Source organism: Streptomyces torulosus (assembly GCF_001419765.1).
Classification (GTDB): Bacteria; Actinomycetota; Actinomycetes; order Streptomycetales; family Streptomycetaceae; genus Streptomyces; species Streptomyces torulosus.
In genome coordinates this window covers 16263-33945 of the sequence record NZ_LIRK01000018.1, presented here as the reverse complement: position 1 = coordinate 33945, position 17683 = coordinate 16263, and the positions used below count along the sequence as shown (strand labels likewise).

14 protein-coding genes are annotated in these 17683 nt (G+C 73.3%); 8 read left to right on the top strand and 6 right to left on the bottom strand.

Going from position 1 to position 17683, the window contains the following annotated elements:
- Positions 1-5: 5 nt before the first annotated feature.
- A complete protein-coding gene (locus AOK23_RS46500; RefSeq protein ID WP_107102704.1) occupies positions 6-116 on the bottom strand; it encodes a keywimysin-related RiPP in 111 nt (36 codons plus the stop codon).
- Between the two features lie 614 nt (positions 117-730).
- On the opposite strand from AOK23_RS46500, the gene AOK23_RS02035 reads away from it, so the two are divergent.
- The 3 genes from AOK23_RS02035 (at position 731) to AOK23_RS02025 (ending at position 2532) form a co-directional block, all read left to right on the top strand.
- The gene (locus AOK23_RS02035; protein ID WP_055711018.1) at positions 731-1105 is read left to right on the top strand and encodes a hypothetical protein; all 375 of its coding nucleotides are present in this window, start codon (positions 731-733) and stop codon (positions 1103-1105) included.
- 231 nt (positions 1106-1336) lie between these two features.
- A complete protein-coding gene (locus AOK23_RS02030; RefSeq protein WP_055537720.1) occupies positions 1337-1708 on the top strand; it encodes an ArsR/SmtB family transcription factor in 372 nt (123 codons plus the stop codon).
- A gap of 101 nt (positions 1709-1809) precedes the next feature.
- On the top strand, positions 1810-2532 hold the full coding sequence (locus tag AOK23_RS02025) for a PaaI family thioesterase (RefSeq protein WP_055711017.1): 723 nt from the start codon (positions 1810-1812) through the stop codon (positions 2530-2532).
- A gap of 19 nt (positions 2533-2551) precedes the next feature.
- Here AOK23_RS02025 and AOK23_RS02020 read toward each other — a convergent pair whose 3' ends face one another.
- Positions 2552-3241 (bottom strand): hypothetical protein, encoded by a 690-nt coding sequence (locus AOK23_RS02020; RefSeq protein WP_240496210.1) that lies wholly within the window; start codon positions 3239-3241, stop codon positions 2552-2554.
- Between the two features lie 410 nt (positions 3242-3651).
- On the opposite strand from AOK23_RS02020, the gene AOK23_RS02015 reads away from it, so the two are divergent.
- Both AOK23_RS02015 and AOK23_RS02010 read left to right on the top strand, forming a co-directional pair.
- Positions 3652-4470: a hypothetical protein gene (locus tag AOK23_RS02015; protein ID WP_055711015.1), complete on the top strand. Its 819-nt coding sequence runs from the start codon at positions 3652-3654 to the stop codon at positions 4468-4470.
- 80 nt (positions 4471-4550) lie between these two features.
- Positions 4551-5474, top strand: a complete 924-nt coding sequence (locus tag AOK23_RS02010) for a hypothetical protein (RefSeq protein ID WP_055711031.1) — start codon at positions 4551-4553, stop codon at positions 5472-5474.
- On the opposite strand, the gene AOK23_RS02005 is transcribed toward AOK23_RS02010, so the two are convergent.
- Positions 5458-7914 carry a SpoIIE family protein phosphatase gene (locus AOK23_RS02005; protein WP_055711030.1) on the bottom strand — a complete coding sequence of 819 codons (2457 nt, stop codon included), beginning with the start codon at positions 7912-7914 and terminating at the stop codon, positions 5458-5460. The genes AOK23_RS02010 and AOK23_RS02005 overlap by 17 nt on opposite strands.
- 208 nt (positions 7915-8122) lie before the next feature.
- Positions 8123-8260: a hypothetical protein gene (locus tag AOK23_RS49270; RefSeq protein ID WP_240496209.1), complete on the bottom strand. Its 138-nt coding sequence runs from the start codon at positions 8258-8260 to the stop codon at positions 8123-8125.
- Positions 8261-8875: 615 nt separating this feature from the next.
- Here AOK23_RS49270 and AOK23_RS01995 point away from each other — a divergent pair.
- The 3 genes from AOK23_RS01995 (at position 8876) to AOK23_RS01985 (ending at position 16103) form a co-directional block, all read left to right on the top strand.
- Positions 8876-12118 carry an FtsX-like permease family protein gene (locus AOK23_RS01995; RefSeq protein WP_240496208.1) on the top strand — a complete coding sequence of 1081 codons (3243 nt, stop codon included), beginning with the start codon at positions 8876-8878 and terminating at the stop codon, positions 12116-12118.
- A complete protein-coding gene (locus AOK23_RS01990; protein ID WP_107102703.1) occupies positions 12115-14943 on the top strand; it encodes an ABC transporter permease in 2829 nt (942 codons plus the stop codon). Before AOK23_RS01995 ends, AOK23_RS01990 begins: the two co-directional genes overlap by 4 nt.
- A gap of 176 nt (positions 14944-15119) precedes the next feature.
- On the top strand, positions 15120-16103 hold the full coding sequence (locus tag AOK23_RS01985) for an ABC transporter ATP-binding protein (protein ID WP_055711012.1): 984 nt from the start codon (positions 15120-15122) through the stop codon (positions 16101-16103).
- 79 nt (positions 16104-16182) lie between these two features.
- On the opposite strand, the gene AOK23_RS01980 is transcribed toward AOK23_RS01985, so the two are convergent.
- The gene (locus AOK23_RS01980) at positions 16183-16878 is read right to left on the bottom strand and encodes an ABC transporter ATP-binding protein (RefSeq protein ID WP_055711011.1); all 696 of its coding nucleotides are present in this window, start codon (positions 16876-16878) and stop codon (positions 16183-16185) included.
- A gap of 182 nt (positions 16879-17060) precedes the next feature.
- Positions 17061-17537, bottom strand: a complete 477-nt coding sequence (locus AOK23_RS01975; RefSeq protein ID WP_055711010.1) for a hypothetical protein — start codon at positions 17535-17537, stop codon at positions 17061-17063.
- Between the last annotated feature and the right edge of the window lie 146 nt (positions 17538-17683).

The following is a 17683-nucleotide window of genomic DNA, read 5'->3' as shown; positions in this document are numbered from 1 at the left end:
GATCGTCAGTTCTTGCTCAGGATCAGCCGGTCGTTGCCGGAGCGCCCCAGGAGCCCCGTCTCCTTCCGGAACGTGCCGAGTCGGACGAGCGTCGGTGCCTCGTAAGCCTTCTTCATGACTACTCCTTGCTTCGGATGGTGATTCCCGACCACCTCCGGGACCGACGGCTCCGGGACTGCCCGGCATGCCGACGGTCCGCCCCGGGGCTCATCCGGAACCCCGGTCAGGAAGTGGGCGCAGCACCTAGCAAGCTGCAGACCGTGAGCCTCGGGCAAGAGCGTTCGCAAAGCTCATCTCATATGGACAATTCCCTTTCCTGGGGGGCGTGCGCCCCTCTCCGGGCGTGCGCACAGGGGGCGGCCCAGTGCCCACTTTCGGACGCCCGCTCCTCGTCGGACCTACCGCGACCTGTGTCGACACGGACGCCCGTCACTCGTCTCCGGCGGGCCCGGCGGCCGTCCCGGGCGGCGCCGCCGGGCGCACCCACGCCTCAGGGACGTGCGCCGTTTCCCGTGAGAAATCCCCGGATCCCGAGACCGAGAGGGGCACCGGACTTCCGCGCGCACGACCGGTCAAAAGAGATACGGCATCCGGCAATTCACGGCTCATGCGTTCAGTACCGAACGACAACCGAACAACAGCGCTGTCCGTCGCGGGCACTTCATAGGGTCCTTGCACCGGCGGAGAGGGCGATGCCCCGACCGCACAGTGACGTGGAGGAGATTCCGGGATGAGCAATGTGGAGATCTCGCTGAAGGAGATCATGACGTCCATCGAAGGCGCCTTAGGGACCGCGCTGGTCGACTACACGAGCGGGATGGCGCTCGGCACGCTCGGGGGTGGGAAGGACCTCGACCTGACCGTCGCGGCGGCGGGCAACACGGATGTGATCCGCGCCAAGACCCGCACCATGGAGCATCTGGGGCTCACGGGCGAGATCGAGGACGTGCTGATCACTCTCGGCAGCCAGTACCACATCATCCAGCCGCTCAAGGGCCGCAGCGGCAACGGCCTGTTCCTCTATCTCGTGCTCGACAGGGGAAAATCGAACCTCGCCATGGCCCGCCACCAACTCAAGCGCGTCGGAGCGGATCTCCACGTATAGCAATGCCGTGATGCGCGCTCTCGCATGCCCATGACTTGAAGACTTCTTCAACTGGGAATATCCATATGAGGTCAAAGCCATGGGTGTGCGGGGCCGGATCAGCGAGGATTGGCGCGGCACACGGCGCCGGCCCCCGTCGAGCCGTCCGCGGTGGCATCTGGGCCGCCGAGAGAAAGCCCAGCGAAAACCCAGAGAAAGCCCGTCGAACACGGCAGGGAGCGAGCGATTCTCATGCAGGTCCCCCTCTACCAGGCCAAGGCCGAGTTCTTCCGCATGCTCGGACACCCGGTGCGCATCCGGGTTCTGGAACTGCTGCAGAGCGGCCCGCTCGCCGTGCGCGACCTGCTCAGTGAGATCGAGATCGAACCGTCCAGCCTGTCCCAGCAACTGGGTGTCCTGCGCCGTTCGGGGATCGTCGTCTCCATCCGGGAGGGCTCCACGGTCAGCTACGCGCTCGCCGGAGGCGACGTGGCCGACCTGCTGCGCGCCGCGCGCCGCATCCTGACCGAATTACTCGCCGGGCAGAGCGAGTTGCTCGCGGAACTCCAGCAGGCGGAGTTCCAGCCGGCCCTCACACCGGGCGGAGCCGACCGCCGCGCCTGACCCGCCGGGGTCCCGGCCGGGCCCGACGGGCCCCCGCCGGGCGACATCGTGTCCAGCCGGTCGGCCGGGCGCGGTCGCCGGGATGTGGTGAAGTGGGGATCATGACGACGAGTGACACGATCGTGGTGCCGGAGCTGTACGTCGGCTACCCCGGAGTGGCCTTCGGGGGCTATGTCGCCGGCACCCTGGCGGAGTGGTCCGAGGCGAAGACGGTACGGGTGGACTTCCGCGGGCCGGTGCCGGTCGGCGTGCCCGTACGGATCGCCGAAACGGCGGACGGGGGCGTCGAGTTGGGCGAGGCCGAACGGCCCCTCGCCTCCGCCCGCCCCGCCGAACTGCCGCTCGATGTGCCGGCCGCGCCCTCCTGGGACGAGGCGGCCGCCGCGGCGGAGAGATTTCGCGCGACACCGCCCCCGGGTGTGGTCGACTGCTTCGGCTGCGGCCTGCGCACCGCCGACCGCGGCCTGCGCGTCTACTGCGGGCCGGTGCCGGGCCAGGACGTCGTGGCCACCGCCTGGACCCCGTCGCCGGTCTTCGCCGACCCGGACGGCCTGCTCCCCACCCGTCTGGTCTGGGGCGCCCTGGACTGCCCGGGACACTGGGCGGGCCGCTTCCTCGGCACCCAGCGCCCCGGCGCGGTCACCGCCTCCCTCACGGGTACGGTCCTGCGGCCGGTCGCCGCGGGCGAGCCGTACCTCCTGCACGCCTGGCTGCTCTCGGAGTCCGGCCGCAAGCACACGATGGGCGTCGCGCTCACCACACCCGAGGGCGAACTGTGCGCCACGTCCGAGTCGCTGTGGATCGACCCCCGGCCCGCCTCCTGAACCGCGACTCCTCCTGGCGCTACGGCGTGTACGGGGCGTCGCTGTGGTGCAGTTCCACCATGGAGGCGCCGCTGACCTCGTACACCGCGGTGCGGGTGAGGGTGACGACGGCCGCCGGATCGTCGTCGCCGCGCGTCCGGTAGACGACGGTCACCTGGCGCGGCGGCCCGGCGGACGGGAAGTCGATGGAGACCACGGGGGTGCGGTCGCCCAGCTCGGCGGCGGCCGCGGGGACGGGGGTGCCGCCGTCGTTGCGCCAGGTGACCAGCGTGTAGAACTTGCCCGTTCCACCGGTCGAGATCTTCAGCGCGCCCACGGCGTCGGCCGCGCTGTCCCCGGTGATGTCACCGATGGCGCACTGCGGTTGCAGCTCGATCACCACACCGTCCGGGCCCTCCCAGCGGCCCGCGCTGAGGGAGGCCCCCGCGATGCCGTACCCCTCCAGCCCTCCGCCGTCCAGGGACGCGTTCTGCAACTGCGCGCAGGTCAGGGCCTTGGCGCCTCCGGCTGCCGTACCGCTCGGCTTCGAGGACGGGGTCTTGGTGGGGGTACCGGGTGTCTTCTTCGGGCCGCCGGGCGTCTTCGCCGGCGTGGGAGTCGCGGACTTCGACGCCTTGCCCGGCTTCCCGCTCCCGCCCGACTCTCCCGGAGCCAGGTCCTTCGGCCCGCAGGCCACCACCAGCCCCGCGATCAGCCCCGCGGCGGCCATCTGGGACACCCGTCTCGCACAACCCCTGGATCGGTTCACTCGTCACTCTCCGTCGCGCCATGGCCCGGCCCTTCCGCTGGGCACGGTCGGAGACGCGGACGGGTGGTACACGGTTGCACCGAGTTGTCCTTGTTCTGTAACGCGTTCCGCAACGCCCGACCGGGGTGCGTATCGCCGTGGCTGTCACGAATGTCATGACCGTGTACCGGAGCGGGCGCGGGCGGTGCCGGGTGACGTGGGCGCTCCCTACCCTCTGCCCACTGACGACGAGTCACGGGGGAGGCACCATGCGCATCAGAGCCACATCCAGAGGCAGAACCAGAGCCAGAACCAGAGCCGTATCCAGAGCCAGGGCCGGCGTCATCGCCACGGTCGAGGCCGGAGTCAGAGCCACAGCCGAGGCCAGAGCCATGGCCAAGGCCGAGGTCGCGGCGGTGCCCGCCCGGCGGGCGACGCTCGCCGCCCTGTGCGGCGCCCTGTTGATGGTGTGCGCGATGGTGCCGTCGGCACGGGCCGATGACCACGACCCGACACCGCCCGAGATCCTCGGTGTCTCCGTCAACGGCGGTCGGCCCCTCGTGCTCGGCCCCGGTCAGTCGGTGATCTTCCAGGCCACGGTCACCGCGAGGGCCGACGTCGGCATCCACCGCCATGGCGTCGAGATCAACCTGTTCGGTCCGGGCGGGCAGCTGCTGGACGGCCTCTCGGAGCCCGCGCCGGGATGCTCGCCCACCGGCGCGACCACCGCGGTGTGCACCGAGTGGTTCCGCATCGACACCGGCAGCGCGCAGGTGACCAACGACTGGGCGGGCAGCTGGCGCGTGTGGGCCCTGGTGGCGAGCAACACCGTCGACGAGGATCCCGACAGCAGCATCACCACCCGGTGGTTCCCCGACGCGCTCAAGGTGCAGCGCAGGTCCGGACTGACCTTCGTCGCCTCCCCCAACCCCGTGGCCGCGGGGCGTGATGTCGGAATGCTCGGCCGGCTCACCGTGGCCGACTGGGAGACCGACGCCTACACCGGCCGTTCCGGCCAGCCCGTCGCCCTCGAGTTCTGCGCCAGTCCCTGCCGGACGGTGGAGCCCGTACGGTCGCTCACCACCGGTGCCTCCGGGATCACCGGCACGTCCCAACCGGTCACACGGGACGGTTCGTGGTGGCTGAGGTACCGGGGCACCGACCTGTTCTCCGCCACGTTCTCACCGGGCGTCCTCGTCGACGTCGTATAGATCCTCACCTGGATCCTCACGGACACATCTGAGTAGGAGAACTCATGTTCCCCCGGCCGTCCGCTGGCAGGCTGCCGGGCATGACGAGTGGCAGAGGGACGCTGACGGTACTGCACCTCCTCCTGGTCTGGGCGACGATGGCGGCCGTGGTGCCGACGCTCGGCGTCGGGCTGCTGATGGCGGGATGGGGCGGGGGCATGGGGGCGGCCGCGACGGCCCTCGTGTTCGGGGTGCCGCTGACGGTGTTGCTGCTGGCCACGGCGGGCCTGCCGGCGCGCACGGTCGTGCCGATGTGCGACTCCGCTCGGGGACGCCTCGGCTGGGCGGCCCTGGTGTTCGTGCTCGGCACGCTCGGCGTCCTGGCGGGGGTGGCCGCCTACGGTGGGGACGTCGACCTGGGGAGCGCCGGCACACGGATCGCGCTGACGGGGGTGCCGTACGCCGTGGCCGCCGCGTTCCTCGTGCCGGACCGGCGACTGCGGCTGGGGGCGATGGCCGTGCTGGTGCTCGGTGTGGTCTACGGCGGCTTCGTCGGTCCCGCGCAGGCGGAGCGGCGCCGGCACGCCGCCGAGGTCGCGCGGTACCGGGAGCATCGGGAGCTGCTGTACCTGGGCGACGCGCCCGCCGGGATGCGGCTGTCCCGCGCCGTGGTCGAGTCCGCCGCCTTCGGTGTCGAGTACCGCCCCGCCGATCCGGACGTCAGCGGGTACGTGGGGCTGACGGTCCGCTCGCCGCTCACGCCGTCGGCGACCTGCGCCCAACGCCTCATCGACGGCATGACCTGCGCCGTGGACGCGCGCGGCGAGATGCGCGTGATCCGCGAACTCCCCGGTGGGGTCCGCGACATCAGCCTGGTCCGTCGGCACCGCGGCGCGGAGGTCGAGGTCTCCAGCCAGTTCCTCGACGAGCCCGGCCTGCGCCGTCTCCTGGACACCCTGCACCCGCTGTCGGACAAGGAACTGGAGAGGATGATGCGCGAGAAGACCATCACACAGGGCTACTGAGCGGAAGGGCCTGCGCGCACCAGATCGTCTTGCCGTCGCTGGTGTGCCGGGTGCCCCAGCCCTGGGTGAGCTGGGCGACGAGCAGCAGACCCCGGCCGCCCTCGTCGAAGGCGCGCGCCCGGCGCAGATGCGGGGCGGTGTTGCTGCCGTCGGAGACCTCGCAGATCAGGGAGGTGTCTCGGATCAGCCGCAGCCGGATCGGCGGCTCGCCGTACCGGATGGCGTTGGTGACCAGCTCGCTGACGACCAGTTCGGTGACGAACGCCGCCTCGGCCAGACCCCACGCCTCCACCTGGTCGACGGCCGCCTGCCGGGCCTGCTGGACCTGCGCGAAGTCGGCCTCGACGTCCCAGTCGGCGACATGGTGGGGATCCAGCGCGTGCGTGCGCGCGAGCAGCAGGGCCGCGTCGTCGGTCCGGCGCTCTGGGAGGAGCATGGCGTCCATCACCGTGTCGCAGAGGGTCTCCAGCGAGGTCGCGGAGGGCCGCAGGACCCGCAGCAGTTCGGCGATCCGCTGGTCGACGTCGCGTTCGCGGCTCTCCACCAGGCCGTCGGTGTACAGGGCGAGCAGACTGCCCTCGGGGAGTTCCACCTCGGTCGCCTCGAAGGGCAGCCCGCCGATGCCGAGCGGCGGCCCCGGCTGCGCGGGCACGGGCGTGCTGGTGCCGTCCGGGAAGACGACCAGCGGTAGCGGATGGCCGGCGCTCGCCACCGTGAAACGGCGCGAGACCGGGTCGTAGACGGCGTACAGGCAGGTGGCCCCGGACTCGCCGGTCGGCTGGAAGTGCCCGCCGGGCTGGTGGTCGGTGGCGAGGTGCAGGACCAGATCGTCCAGATGGGTGAGCAGCTCGTCCGGCGGCAGGTCCACGTCGGCGAGGGTGCGTACCGCCGTGCGCAGCCGGCCCATGCTGGCCGACGCGTGCAGGCCGTGCCCGACGACATCGCCGACGACCAGGGCGACACGGGCGCCGGACAGCGGAATGACGTCGAACCAGTCACCGCCCACCTCCGAGCCGGTCCCGGCGGGCAGATAGCGGGAGGCCACCTCGACCGCCTCCTGGCTCGGCAGCCGCTGCGGCAGCAGACTGCGCTGCAGGGTCAGCGCGGTCGTGCGCTCGCGTGAGTACCGGCGGGCGTTGTCGATGGCGACGGCCGCCTTCGCGGTCAGCTCCTCGGCGAGGATCAGATCGTCGGCGGTGAAGGCCTCGGGCCGGTCCCGGCGGGAGAACACGACGACACCGAGCAGTGCGCCGCGCGCCCGCAGCGGCACGGTGATCCGGCCGGTCAGTCCGTCCTCGGCGAGCGACTCGTCGATCACCGGGTTGCCCGGCGGCCAGTGGGCCGGGTCGGCGGCGAGCCCCGGACCGAACGCCCATTCGCCGCCCTGCCCGGACTGCGCGGTCAGCTCGACCGTGGACCTGCCGGTGGCCATGCAGCGGGCGGCCACGGAACCGGCGGCGTGGCTGACCGGCTTGGGGGGCTCGGGGAGGGCGGAGCCGTCGTCCCTCGCGCTGTGCTGTGCGGCGCGGCTGAGCGTGAGGGCCTCGCGGGGGCTGAACGCGGGCAGCGAGGGCGGCTCCTCCCCGCGCAGCACCTCGTCGAAGAGGTCCACGGTGACGAGGTCGACGAATCCCGGTACGGGGGTCCTGGCCAGCTCCTCGGCGGTGCCGATCACGTCGAGTGTCCGGCCGATGCCGCCGCTGGCCTCGTTGAGGATGAGCAGGCGCTGCCGGGCCCAGTACTCGGCGCTCATGTCGAATCCCCAGTTGGCGACCGCGCGGACCGTGCCCTCGGCGTCCCGGACGGGCCAGATGCTGGTGGCCCAGGCATTGGCGTAGTCACTGCCGCGCGGGCGGAAGACGGTGATGAGACGCGTGGCCTTGCCCGTCCTCGCCACGTCGGCGAGCGCGTCGGTGTAGGGCTTGTCGTCCCGTTCGGGAAACAGCGAGCGGTCGAACTCCGGAAGCACCTCGCGGTACTTCTTGCCGAGCACCTGCTCCTCGGTGTGCGCGATCACCCGGCCGGAGGAGGCATTGATCCACAGGAACCGCAGCTCAGGGTCGTAGACGCCCAGCGCGAAGGGGCACTGCTCGAAGGCCCGGTCGGCGATCACCGGGCGGCGCCCCCAGCGTTGCACGGTCAGGACGTGGCCCAGCGCCTGGCTGTCGGTGCCGTGCAGGGGGTGGACCGCCACCACGGCGTCCACCGTGGAACCGTCCCGGTGGCGGAGGGGGACGAACCCCGTGGGATCGGGGCCGACGCCATGGTCCTGCGGGAAGCCCGGAGGTACGGGACCGGCCAGCAGCTCGGCCACGGGGCGCCCGACGGTGTCCGCCGCCGTCCAGCCCAGCAGCAGTGTGGCTCCCTCGCTCCAGCCGCTCACCACGCCGTCCGCGTCGACCACCACGGCGGCAGTGGGGGCGTCCTGCTTGCCGGCCATCTCCACGCGTCACGCCTCCGTCCGGACAGCCGCGCCCGCCAGGGCCGGTTCTGCCGGCCCGTGTCTCCACCCTAGATCCGCTCACGCTCCCCGGCGCTTCGACCGGATCCGTCGCGGACCGCGAGGGGGTGGCCGCCGGGGCGCCGACGAGCGCGAGGCGGACGGCGGGCAGCGCCGCGGCGCATGCCCCGCCCGCCCCGGCGGCGGCTCAGTCGTGCAGCCCCCGCAGCATCACCTCCAGATAGCGGCGGCCGGGCTCCAGGCGGGTCTGCCGGTCCTCGCTGTGGACCTGGGCGGCGAAGGCGATGCCGCACATGAGGGGCAGCAGGTCGTCCCAGGCGACCACGCCGCGTACGGCGCCCGCCGTGTGCGCGGTCCAGCAGCCGGCCGGCGAGCGCGTCCAGCCCGGTCGTCAGTTCCTCGGTGCGGGGCAGGACCCGAGCCGGCGCCGCGCGCACGATGGTGAGCGAGGCGTCGGTCAGTTGCGCCTCCAGGGTCACGTCGAGGAAGCCGGCCAGGGCCTGCCGGGGGTCCTCCTCGTCCAGCGCCCGTTCCGCGCGGTCGATCAGTGCCTCCAGGCCCGGAGCGGCCACGGTCTCCATCAACGCTTCCGGGGTCGGGAAGTGCCGGTAGACGGTGGCCACCCCCACCTCGTGCTGCGTCCTTGCGCAGAGGTGCACCGGTCACCCGTGCAGGATAAGTGGGTACCCCATCCGGTTGAGTCGGGGGCGAGCCGGCCGCTCGTCCCCCTCCCGCGCGATCCGAGAGGAAACCGGCGAAGTAAGCGCGTGCCAAGCACCGTCTGAGACAGGCAAGTTGGAGAAGGTGGGTGGATCGAAACCGATCACGAGGCGACCAAAGTCAGTCGTAGAATGCCCTCTTGTCACCCGCATGCCACCGACGCCGCGAAGCGGCCCGGTCCGTGCGGTTGGAAACGGGGGTTTTGGTGGGGGAACGAGCCGTGCCGGCAGGCGTGTTGCGGTTCATCGCGCTGCGGGCGTGGGCGCATCGCGCGCTGCTCGGCGCCGTACTGCTGACGGTGTTGTTGACGACGGCCGTCCTGGCCGCGCTCACCGCCTACTCGAGCGCCATCGGCGACGCGGCGCTGCGCCGGTCACTCGCCGAGGAGCGCACCGCCGCCGAGGCCGCCCTGGTGGTCAAGGCCAACGTGCCGGCCGACGAGAGGCAGGCGGCCGACGACGCCGTGCGGGCCGACTCCCGCACCATCTTCGCCGGTCTGCCCGTCAAGGTGCGCACCCTGCTGCGATCCGGCCCCTACGCCCTGCCGCCCACATTGCGGCCGGCCTCCGAACGGGGCGGCAACCCGGACCTCACCCACTTCGCGGCCCTGGACCACACCCAGGTGCGGACCGTCGCCGGACGGCTCCCCCGCAAGGGAACGACCTCGGGGCCCCTGGAGGTCGCGCTCCCGCAGAGCGCCGCCCGACAGCTCCGGGTCGAGCCCGGCAACCGGCTGACCGTCACCGACCAGCTGGACGGCCCGGCCGTGCGCGTACTCGTCACCGGCGTGTACCGGCCGGTCGACGTCGGGGCACCGTACTGGCAGCTGGACGACCTCGGCGGCCGCGGCGTGAAGGCGTCGAGCTTCACGACCTACGGCCCCCTCCTCACCGCCGCCGGCGTGTCGACGTCCGGCCGGGTGAGCGTCGGCGCGTCGGGCTGGCTGGTGTCGGCCGACTACTCCTCGCTGACCACGGAGAGGATCGGCGCGCTGCGCGAGGGCGTCCGCTCGGGGAGCGCGGAGCTGCGCAAGCGGCCCGCGCTCAGCGGCGCCACCACGGCGGCCACCGCCCTGCCCGAGGTGCTGGACCGCGTCGAACGCTCCCTGCTCGTCACACGCTCCAGCATGCTCATCGTCGCCGCCCAGCTCGGACTGCTCGCGGCCTGCGCCCTACTGCTGGTCGCGGGACTGCTCAGCTCCGAGCGCATGGCCGAGACCCGGTTACTGCGAGCGCGCGGCGCCACCCGGGCCCGCCTGGCGGGCCTCGCCGCGCTGGAGGCCGTGCTGATCTCCGTGCCGGCGGTGGTGGCGGCGCCACTGCTGTCGGGACCCCTGACGCGGCTGCTGGCCGCGCAGGGCGCGCTCGGCCGGACCGGCGTGCGCGTCGACCTGCCGCCCGCCGGCCGGCCCGAGGTGTGGGTGGTCTCCACGAGCGTGGCCGCGCTCTGCGCGCTCGCGGTGGCCGTCCCGGCGTGGCGGGCGTCCTTCGCCACGGCACGGGCCGCCGCCCTGCCCGCACCGCTGCGCGCCGGCGCGGACCTCGGACTGGTCGCCGTGGCCGGTGTCGCCTTCTGGATGCTCTCCGGCCGGGACTCCGGCGCCGTCACCGCGGACCGCGAGGGCGTCCTCGACGTCGACCCACTGCTGGTCGTGGCGCCCGCCCTGGTGCTCCTCGCCGGAACGGTCCTGGTACTGCGGTTGCTGCCCCTCCTGGCGCGGATCGGTGAACGACTCCTGACCCGCGGGCGCGGCCTGACCGCGGCCATGGTCGGCTGGCAGTTCAGCCGCCGGCCCATGCGCGGGGCGGGCCCTGTGCTGCTCCTGGTCATCTCCGTGGCGCTCGGTGTCATGGCGATCGGGCAGGGCGCGTCCTGGCACCGCTCCCAGGCCGACCAGGCCGACTTCCGCGTGGGCGCCGACGTACGCGTCCTGGCCTCCGGCGGCGACGGTCTCGGCCGTACGGACGTCTACACGGACCTCCCGCACGTCGACGCGATCGCCCCCGCGGCCCGTGGCACGGTGGCCCTCTCCGGCAGCCGTACCGCGACCGTCGTCGCCCTGGACACGGCTCGGGCGTCCGGGGTGGTGCGGGCGCGGCGAGACCTGTCGGACGGCCCGCTGCTCGCCGGGCTCGCCCCGCGCGGAGCACCGCCCGCCGGCGTGGAGATCCCCGAGGGCACGACCCGGCTCACGCTGACCGCCATCCTCCACAGCACCCCGCGCGGGCAGGGCGCGGACGTCACCCTCACGGTGCTGGACCGCCACGGCACCTCCTACGAGATACCGTCCGGCCGCCTCCCCGCCGACGGCCGCCCCCACGAGCTGACCCCCGAACTGAACGGCGCCCGCGGCCCGTTGACGCTGACCGGACTCGAACTGACCACACCGCAGCCGTTCAGCCGCCCGCACCGACACCGCCTGGTCCTCGACACGCTGACGGCGGCGGCCGACGGCGGCGACGAACACCAGCTGACCCTGCCCACGAAGTGGACGACCGCTATCGAGGCCGACACGCCCGCCGTCCCCGACGACGACGCCCTCGCTTCGCACCCTCAGATCACCTCCACGGCGCCCGTCACCATGACGTACAGCACCGGGTACCAGCCGCCGGACATGTCACCGCCCGCCTCGCCGCTGGAGGTCCGGCTGAAGGTCACCCAGCCCGCTGAGCCCGAGATCGTCGCGGTCGCCACCGACCGGTACCTCACCGCCTCCGGTACCCGCGAGGGCCAGCGCCTGCAGGTCAACTTCGACGGCCACTCCGTGCCCGTACGCGTCGTCCGCACCGCGAGCGCCCTGCCCACGACGGAGACCACCGCGCAGGACGGCGGGGCTCTGATGGTCGATCTCCGCGCAGTCAACCAGGTACTGCAGGCCCGCCACGGAACCAGCCTGAAGCCCACCGAGTGGTGGCTGCGCACGAGCGCCCCCGGTGCCACGGCGGCCGCCGTACGGGCCCTGCCCGACGTCGACCCGGAGCAGGTAATGGTGCGCGACGAGACGGCGGCGGAGCTGAGCGACGACCCGTTCGGGGCGGCCCCGGAAGCCGCGCTGGTCGCGGCGGCCGCCGTGACGGTCCTCTTCGCCTCGCTCGGCTTCGCGGTGAGCGCGGCGGGCGCGATCCGCGCCAGGGACGGCGAGTTCGCCGTGCTGCGTGCCCTCGGGACACGGCGCCGCCGGCTCGCCCGGCTGGTCGCCGCGGAACACGGCGTGCTGGTGGCCCTGGCGCTGCTGGTCGGCACGGCCCTGGGCGCCGTGCTGACGTACGCGCTGGTGCCGCTCGTCGTCCTGACCGGGCAGGCCACCCGGCCGCTCCCACCGGTGCTCGTCGAACTCCCGCTCCTGCGGCTCGCCGCCCTGCTGGCGGCACTCGCGGCGGGCCCCACCCTCGTGACCGTGGCCCTCGCGCTCCGGCGGGCGAAACCCGTGACGACGACTCTCAGGGACGAGGTGACGCAGTGAGCGCGCGACCGGTGCCCCCTCAGGGCAAGGGGACGGGGGCGGCGCCGCCGCACGCGGGGGCCGGGTTGGGCACCCGGCTGAGGGCCTTCGCCGGTACCTCCGTGGCCCTCGCGCTGCTGGTGGCCGTGACGGCCGCGCTCGCCGCCGCGTACCCGCGTGCCGTCGACCGGTACGGGGACGCGGGGCTGCGCCGGGCCATCGAGCAGGCCCGCCCCGACCGGACGAGTGTGCAGATCCAGGCAGCGCCGCCCTGGATGGCCTCGCTCAAGCAGATGGAGTCCCTCCTGCGCGCCGGTCCGCTGGCCAAGGCCCGGGCCGAGGTGCTGGCCGCGGCGGAGGCGCCGCTCGCTCCCGACCGCCCGCAGTCGTCGTACGGCGTACGCACGACCGTCCCCCTGGAGACGTCCGAACCCTGGCTTGCCCAGCCCGCCGGCCTGCCCGCCCAAGTGCTGCTCGCCGCCCAGCAGGACCTCGCCTCCCACTCCCGCCTCTCCGCAGGCCGGCTGCCCCGCACCACGGGCGAACCGGTGACCGCGGCGACCGAGAGCGTCGAGGCCGCCGTCACCGCGGACACCGCCCGCACCCTGAACATCAAGGTCGGCTCCGTGATCCGCGTACCGGGCTCGGGACGCGGCCCGCTCGCCGTCCGGATCACCGGGATCGTCGTCCCCCGCAGCCCCGACGGCGCCTACTGGTCGGCACTGCCGGTGCTGCGCACCCCCGCACTGAGCCGTCTGCCCGGCAGCCAGCTCTCCGAGGTCTACTGGCTCGGCGGCCTGCTCCTCGCCCCCGACGCGGGCCCGGCTCTCCTGGGCACACCCGGCCGCCCGGACCGGTACTGGAACGTGGCCCCCGACGTCGCCACCCTGCGCGGCCACGATCTCGACCGGCTGGCGTCCGCCGTCGCCGCCCTCGAGTCGGGCCCGGGAGTGCAGCGCCTGCGCGCGGCCGTCGACGACGAGCTGGAGGCCCAGACGAATCTCGACGAGGTCCTCGCCGACCACGCCCGACTGCGCTCCGGGATCGAGCCGCTGCTCGTCCTCGCCGCCGTCGGGACCGGCAGCCTCGCCGTCATCGTCCTGGCCATGGCCGGTGGAGTCGCGGCCGATCGCCGACGCGCCGAACTGGCCCTGCTCCGGGCCCGTGGCGCCTCCCTGCCCGGCCTCGCCGCCCGGCTGCTGGCCGAGACGGCGGCGGTGGCGGTGCCGGCCGGCGCCCTCGGACTGACCGCCGCACTGCTCCTCCTGCCCGACGCCCGCACCGCGCCCGCCGTCACCGCCGCCCTCGCCGTCACCCTGCTCGCCTGCCTCGCGCTGCCCCTGCGGGCCGTGGCCGCGCACCGCACGGTGCGGATGCACGACGGCCGGGAGGACCTCACGGCGACCCGGCCGTCGCGGCGACGCACGGTCGCGGAAGCGACGGTGCTGGTGATCGCGGCGGGCGCCGTCGCCGCCCTGCGCCGCCAGGGATCCGGCAGCACCGGCCTGGTGGCCGCCGCGCCCCTGCTCACCGGTGTGGTCGCGGCTCTGCTGCTGGCCCGCTTGCACCCCCTGCCGCTGCGCGCGCTCAGCAAGGCCGCCGCACGCCTGCGCGGCCTGGTGATCCCGCTGTCGCTGGCCCAGGTGGCCCGCGCCCCCGGCTTCGCCGTGCTGCCGCTGCTCGCCCTGCTCAGCGCCCTGACCACGGCCGCGTTCGGCGGCTCCGTCCTGGCGGGGGTCACGGCGGCCCGCGACCAGGCCGCGCTCCTCGACGTCGGCGCCGACGGCCGCGTCGAGACCACCACCGGCCGACTTCCGAACGCCCTGCCCGACCGCGTGCGCGGGCTGCCCGGCGTACGGGACGTGACGGCGGCGAGCGTCACGCATGAGGCGAAGCCGGAGCAGAGCGGCCAGCCCGTCCCGCTGGCCGGCGTGGACCCCGCCGCCTACGCGCGCCTGTCGCACGACACGGGACTGGGGTCGTTCGACGCGGCGAGCCTCCGAGGCGGGGGCGAGAGCGAGGGCGGGAACGAGGCCGACGCGAAGGGCCGGGGCGAGGGCGAGGACGCCGGTGCGGGGGACGGCGCCGATCGGCCGCTGCCCGCGCTGGCCTCCCCCCGGGTGGCCGAGGAGTACGGCACCGGCCCCTACGTCGTCCTGCTCCCGGACGGCGCCTCCGTCACCGTCCAGGTCGTCCTCGTCCGGCAACACACCCCGGCCGTGATCGGCGACGACTTCCTGATCGTGGACCGTGCCGGGCTTCCCCGCGCGGCGGCGCACGCGACGACCCTGCTGTTGACCGGTGACTCCCTGAACGGGCGGGCGCTGCGCTCGGCGGCGGACGGCACGGGCGCATCCGTCCGACTGCGCGCGGAGGAACGCGCGCGGCACGTCGACTCACCGCTGCAGTCCGGCGCGGAACGCCTGTACGTCGTCGCGGTCGCCGCGGGCGCCGGGTACGCGGTCCTCGCCCTCCTGCTGACCGTGCTGCGCACCGCGCCCGAACGCCGCGCGCTGCTCGCCCGGTTGCGCACGATGGGCATGAGCCGCTCCCAGGGCCGACGGCTGCTGATCCTCATGGCGCTGCCGCAGGCGTTCCTGGCCGCCGCGGGCGGCGTGCTGACCGGCTGGGCCGGCATCCACCTGCTGTCGCCCGGCATCGACCTCGCCACCATCGCCCTGGCCTCCCCGTCCGGCCTCGAAGGGGCCGCGCTGCGCACGGATCCGCTCTCGCTGGCGGTTCCGGCGCTGACCGTGCTGCTGCTGGCCGTCGGCGTGCCGGCCGCTCAGGCCTGGTGGACCGGCCGACGCGGCTCGGTGAGCGAACTGAGGCTGGGTGACAACTAGACAATGAGCCGCACGTCGAACAGCGCCAGGGCCCGCCGTCCGGATCACGCCCGTCGCGATCACGCCGATACAGGGACCGGTGCCGCCGGTCCCAGCGGGCTCGGTGTGATCCGAACGGCGGGTGTCAGCCCCCTCCGGTACCGGCCCGTGTCCTTCCGTCCGCCCAGGAGCAGCCGATGACCACCACTCCCACCTTCCACGAGCTCGCCGACCGCGCCCTCGCCGCGCGCAACGCCGCCGCCTACGGTCACGACGCCCTCATCACCTGCGACCGGGTCGTACGGATCTTCTCCGCCGACGGCGTGGAGGTCCAGGCGCTGCAGGGCCTCGATCTCCTCGTGCGGAAGGGAGAGCTCATGGCCCTGGTCGGCGCCTCCGGCAGCGGAAAGTCGACCCTCATGAACATCCTGGCCGGACTCGACAAGCCCACCGCCGGCGCGGCCCGTGTCGCCGACCACGACCTGGTCACCATGTCCGCGAAGGAACGCCTCGCGTACCGTCGCACGACCGTCGGCTTCGTCTGGCAGCAGACCTCCCGCAACCTCCTGCCCTACCTCACCGCCGCGCAGAACGTCGCCCTGCCCCTGCAGCTCGCGGGCACCCGAGGCGGGCGCCGAGCCCGGGCCGACCGCGCCAAGGAGCTCCTCGACCTGCTGGACGTCGCCGAGTGCCGCGACCGCCGGCCGCACCAGATGTCCGGCGGCCAGCAGCAGCGCGTCGCCCTCGCGGTCGCCCTCGCCAACGACCCCGCGGTCCTGCTCGCCGACGAGCCCACCGGTGAACTCGACTCCCACACCGCCGAACAGGTCTTCGCCGCGTTCCGCACCGCCAACGAGGAACTGGGGACCACGATCGTCATCGTCACCCACGACCAGTCCGTCGCCAGTGAGGTCCGCCGGACCGTGGCCATCAGGGACGGCCGCACGTCGACGGAGGTCCTCCGCCACAGCGAGGTCGACTCCGCCACCGGCCAGGAGAACCTGGTCGCCCGCGAGTACGCCATGCTCGACCGGGCCGGCCGCCTCCAACTCCCCGCCGAGTACACCCGCGCTCTCGGGATGCGTGACCGGGTCGCCCTGGAACTGGAGCCCGACCACATCGCGGTCCGCCCGGACGACACACGGAACGACGACGCCGTACGCAACGACCGGGAAGGCTAGAAGGCCGGGCGGCGCGGCCGGGGCGCGGCCGCGAAGCAGCCGGGGCTCTGAGGCGACGCGGGTAGGTGGACGCGCGGAGCTAGGACTCGGTGATCTCGCCGTCCTTGAGCTCCAGCACACGATCGGCGAGGTCGAGAAGGGTCGCGTCGTGGGTGGCCACGAGAGCCGTGATCTGCTCGCTGCGGACGACCGCGCGGAGCAGTTCCATCACGGAGTGCCCGGTCTCCGCGTCCAGCTGACCGGTCGGCTCGTCGGCGATGAGGATCGAGGGGCTGTTGGCCAGGGCGCGGGCGATGGCGACGCGCTGGCGCTGCCCGCCCGACAGCTCGCCGGGCCGCTGCGCGGCATGGTCGGCGAGCCCCACCAGGGACAGCAGCAGATCGACGCGCTCCCGCCGCTCGCGCGGGTCGGCCCTGCGCAACCGCATCGGCATGCCCACGTTCTCGGCGGCCGTGAGGATGGGGATGAGCCCGAACGACTGGAAGACGAAGCCGATGCGTTCCCGGCGCAGCGCGAGGAGGGAGTCCTCACCCTGTTCCCCGAGGTCCAGCCCGTCGACGGTGACGCTTCCGCTGTCCGGCTCGTCCAGACCACCGACGATGTTGAGCAGGGTGGTCTTGCCGGAGCCCGAGCGCCCCTTGAGAGCGACGAGTTCCCCCCGAGGGACCTCGAAGGAGACGCCACGCAGCGCATGAACAGCGCTCGCGCCCCGCCCGTACGACTTGTGCACATCCGCCACCCGCAGCATGGCTGCGGTGGTCACCACCTGGCTCATCGCGCCCCCGTAAGCTCCGCTGATTCCGCGGCGCGCAGTATCTCACCCACCCACATCACCGGCAAAGCAGGCCGCCCTGACGGCACTTCGGTTCCGGCGGTCTCAGTTCCGCGCATGACGGAGCGTCAAGAGTACGTACAGCAACGGTCGTTGAGACTGTTCACCAGTGACCTGACCGTCTGTCAGGTGACGGTCGGCGGGTCGTGCACGAGTGCGTCGGCGGTCGCGCGGAACTCCTCCAGGACGGCGAGGAGCCCGCTCCTGCCCCACAGTGCCAGGCCCAGCACGGCGACACCTATGGCCGACATGTGGACGGCCCCATGGATGTCCCGTCCCGAGAACGCCCGCATCATCGACTGGTCCCCGCGCGCCCAGGCCCGTATCGCCTCGGCCATGGCGAACTCGTAGTGGGGCGGAGCCGCGGCGGAGACCTCGTCGGTGTACCGGACGAGGTCGTCCAGCTTCCAGTGCCTGCCGGTCAGCTCCATGATGCTGATGGTGGAGCGCAGCAGACCGCCCTGGACGGCGTACACCTCCGTCCAGGCCCGTGCGTCCAGACCGGCCAATGCCTCCCGCACCGCGACGGCGTCGCTGTGCGCGTAGCCCCTGACGGCGTCCAGTGCGGCGTCGTGGGAGGTCCTGTGCGGTGCGTCACTCATGCGCTCGACAGTAGGGATGCCTCGACCGGCGCGAATCGGTCTCCTGGCGCAACGCGTCTCGGAAGAAAGCACTAGGACCAGCGATGGCCCACACAGAGGTCAAACCCACAGCCCCGACCCTCACCGCACCCCGGATTGTCCGATGT

Coding starts and splice junctions, on each gene's coding strand:
- AOK23_RS46500 (WP_107102704.1), bottom strand. CDS start 116: ATGAAGAAGGCTTACGAGGCACCGACGCTCGTCCGACTCGGCACGTTC.
- AOK23_RS02035 (WP_055711018.1), top strand. CDS start 731: ATGAGCAATGTGGAGATCTCGCTGAAGGAGATCATGACGTCCATCGAA.
- AOK23_RS02030 (WP_055537720.1), top strand. CDS start 1,337: ATGCAGGTCCCCCTCTACCAGGCCAAGGCCGAGTTCTTCCGCATGCTC.
- AOK23_RS02025 (WP_055711017.1), top strand. CDS start 1,810: ATGACGACGAGTGACACGATCGTGGTGCCGGAGCTGTACGTCGGCTAC.
- AOK23_RS02020 (WP_240496210.1), bottom strand. CDS start 3,241: ATGGCCGCCGCGGGGCTGATCGCGGGGCTGGTGGTGGCCTGCGGGCCG.
- AOK23_RS02015 (WP_055711015.1), top strand. CDS start 3,652: ATGGCCAAGGCCGAGGTCGCGGCGGTGCCCGCCCGGCGGGCGACGCTC.
- AOK23_RS02010 (WP_055711031.1), top strand. CDS start 4,551: ATGACGAGTGGCAGAGGGACGCTGACGGTACTGCACCTCCTCCTGGTC.
- AOK23_RS02005 (WP_055711030.1), bottom strand. CDS start 7,914: ATGGCCGGCAAGCAGGACGCCCCCACTGCCGCCGTGGTGGTCGACGCG.
- AOK23_RS01985 (WP_055711012.1), top strand. CDS start 15,120: ATGACCACCACTCCCACCTTCCACGAGCTCGCCGACCGCGCCCTCGCC.
- AOK23_RS01980 (WP_055711011.1), bottom strand. CDS start 16,878: ATGAGCCAGGTGGTGACCACCGCAGCCATGCTGCGGGTGGCGGATGTG.
- AOK23_RS01975 (WP_055711010.1), bottom strand. CDS start 17,537: ATGAGTGACGCACCGCACAGGACCTCCCACGACGCCGCACTGGACGCC.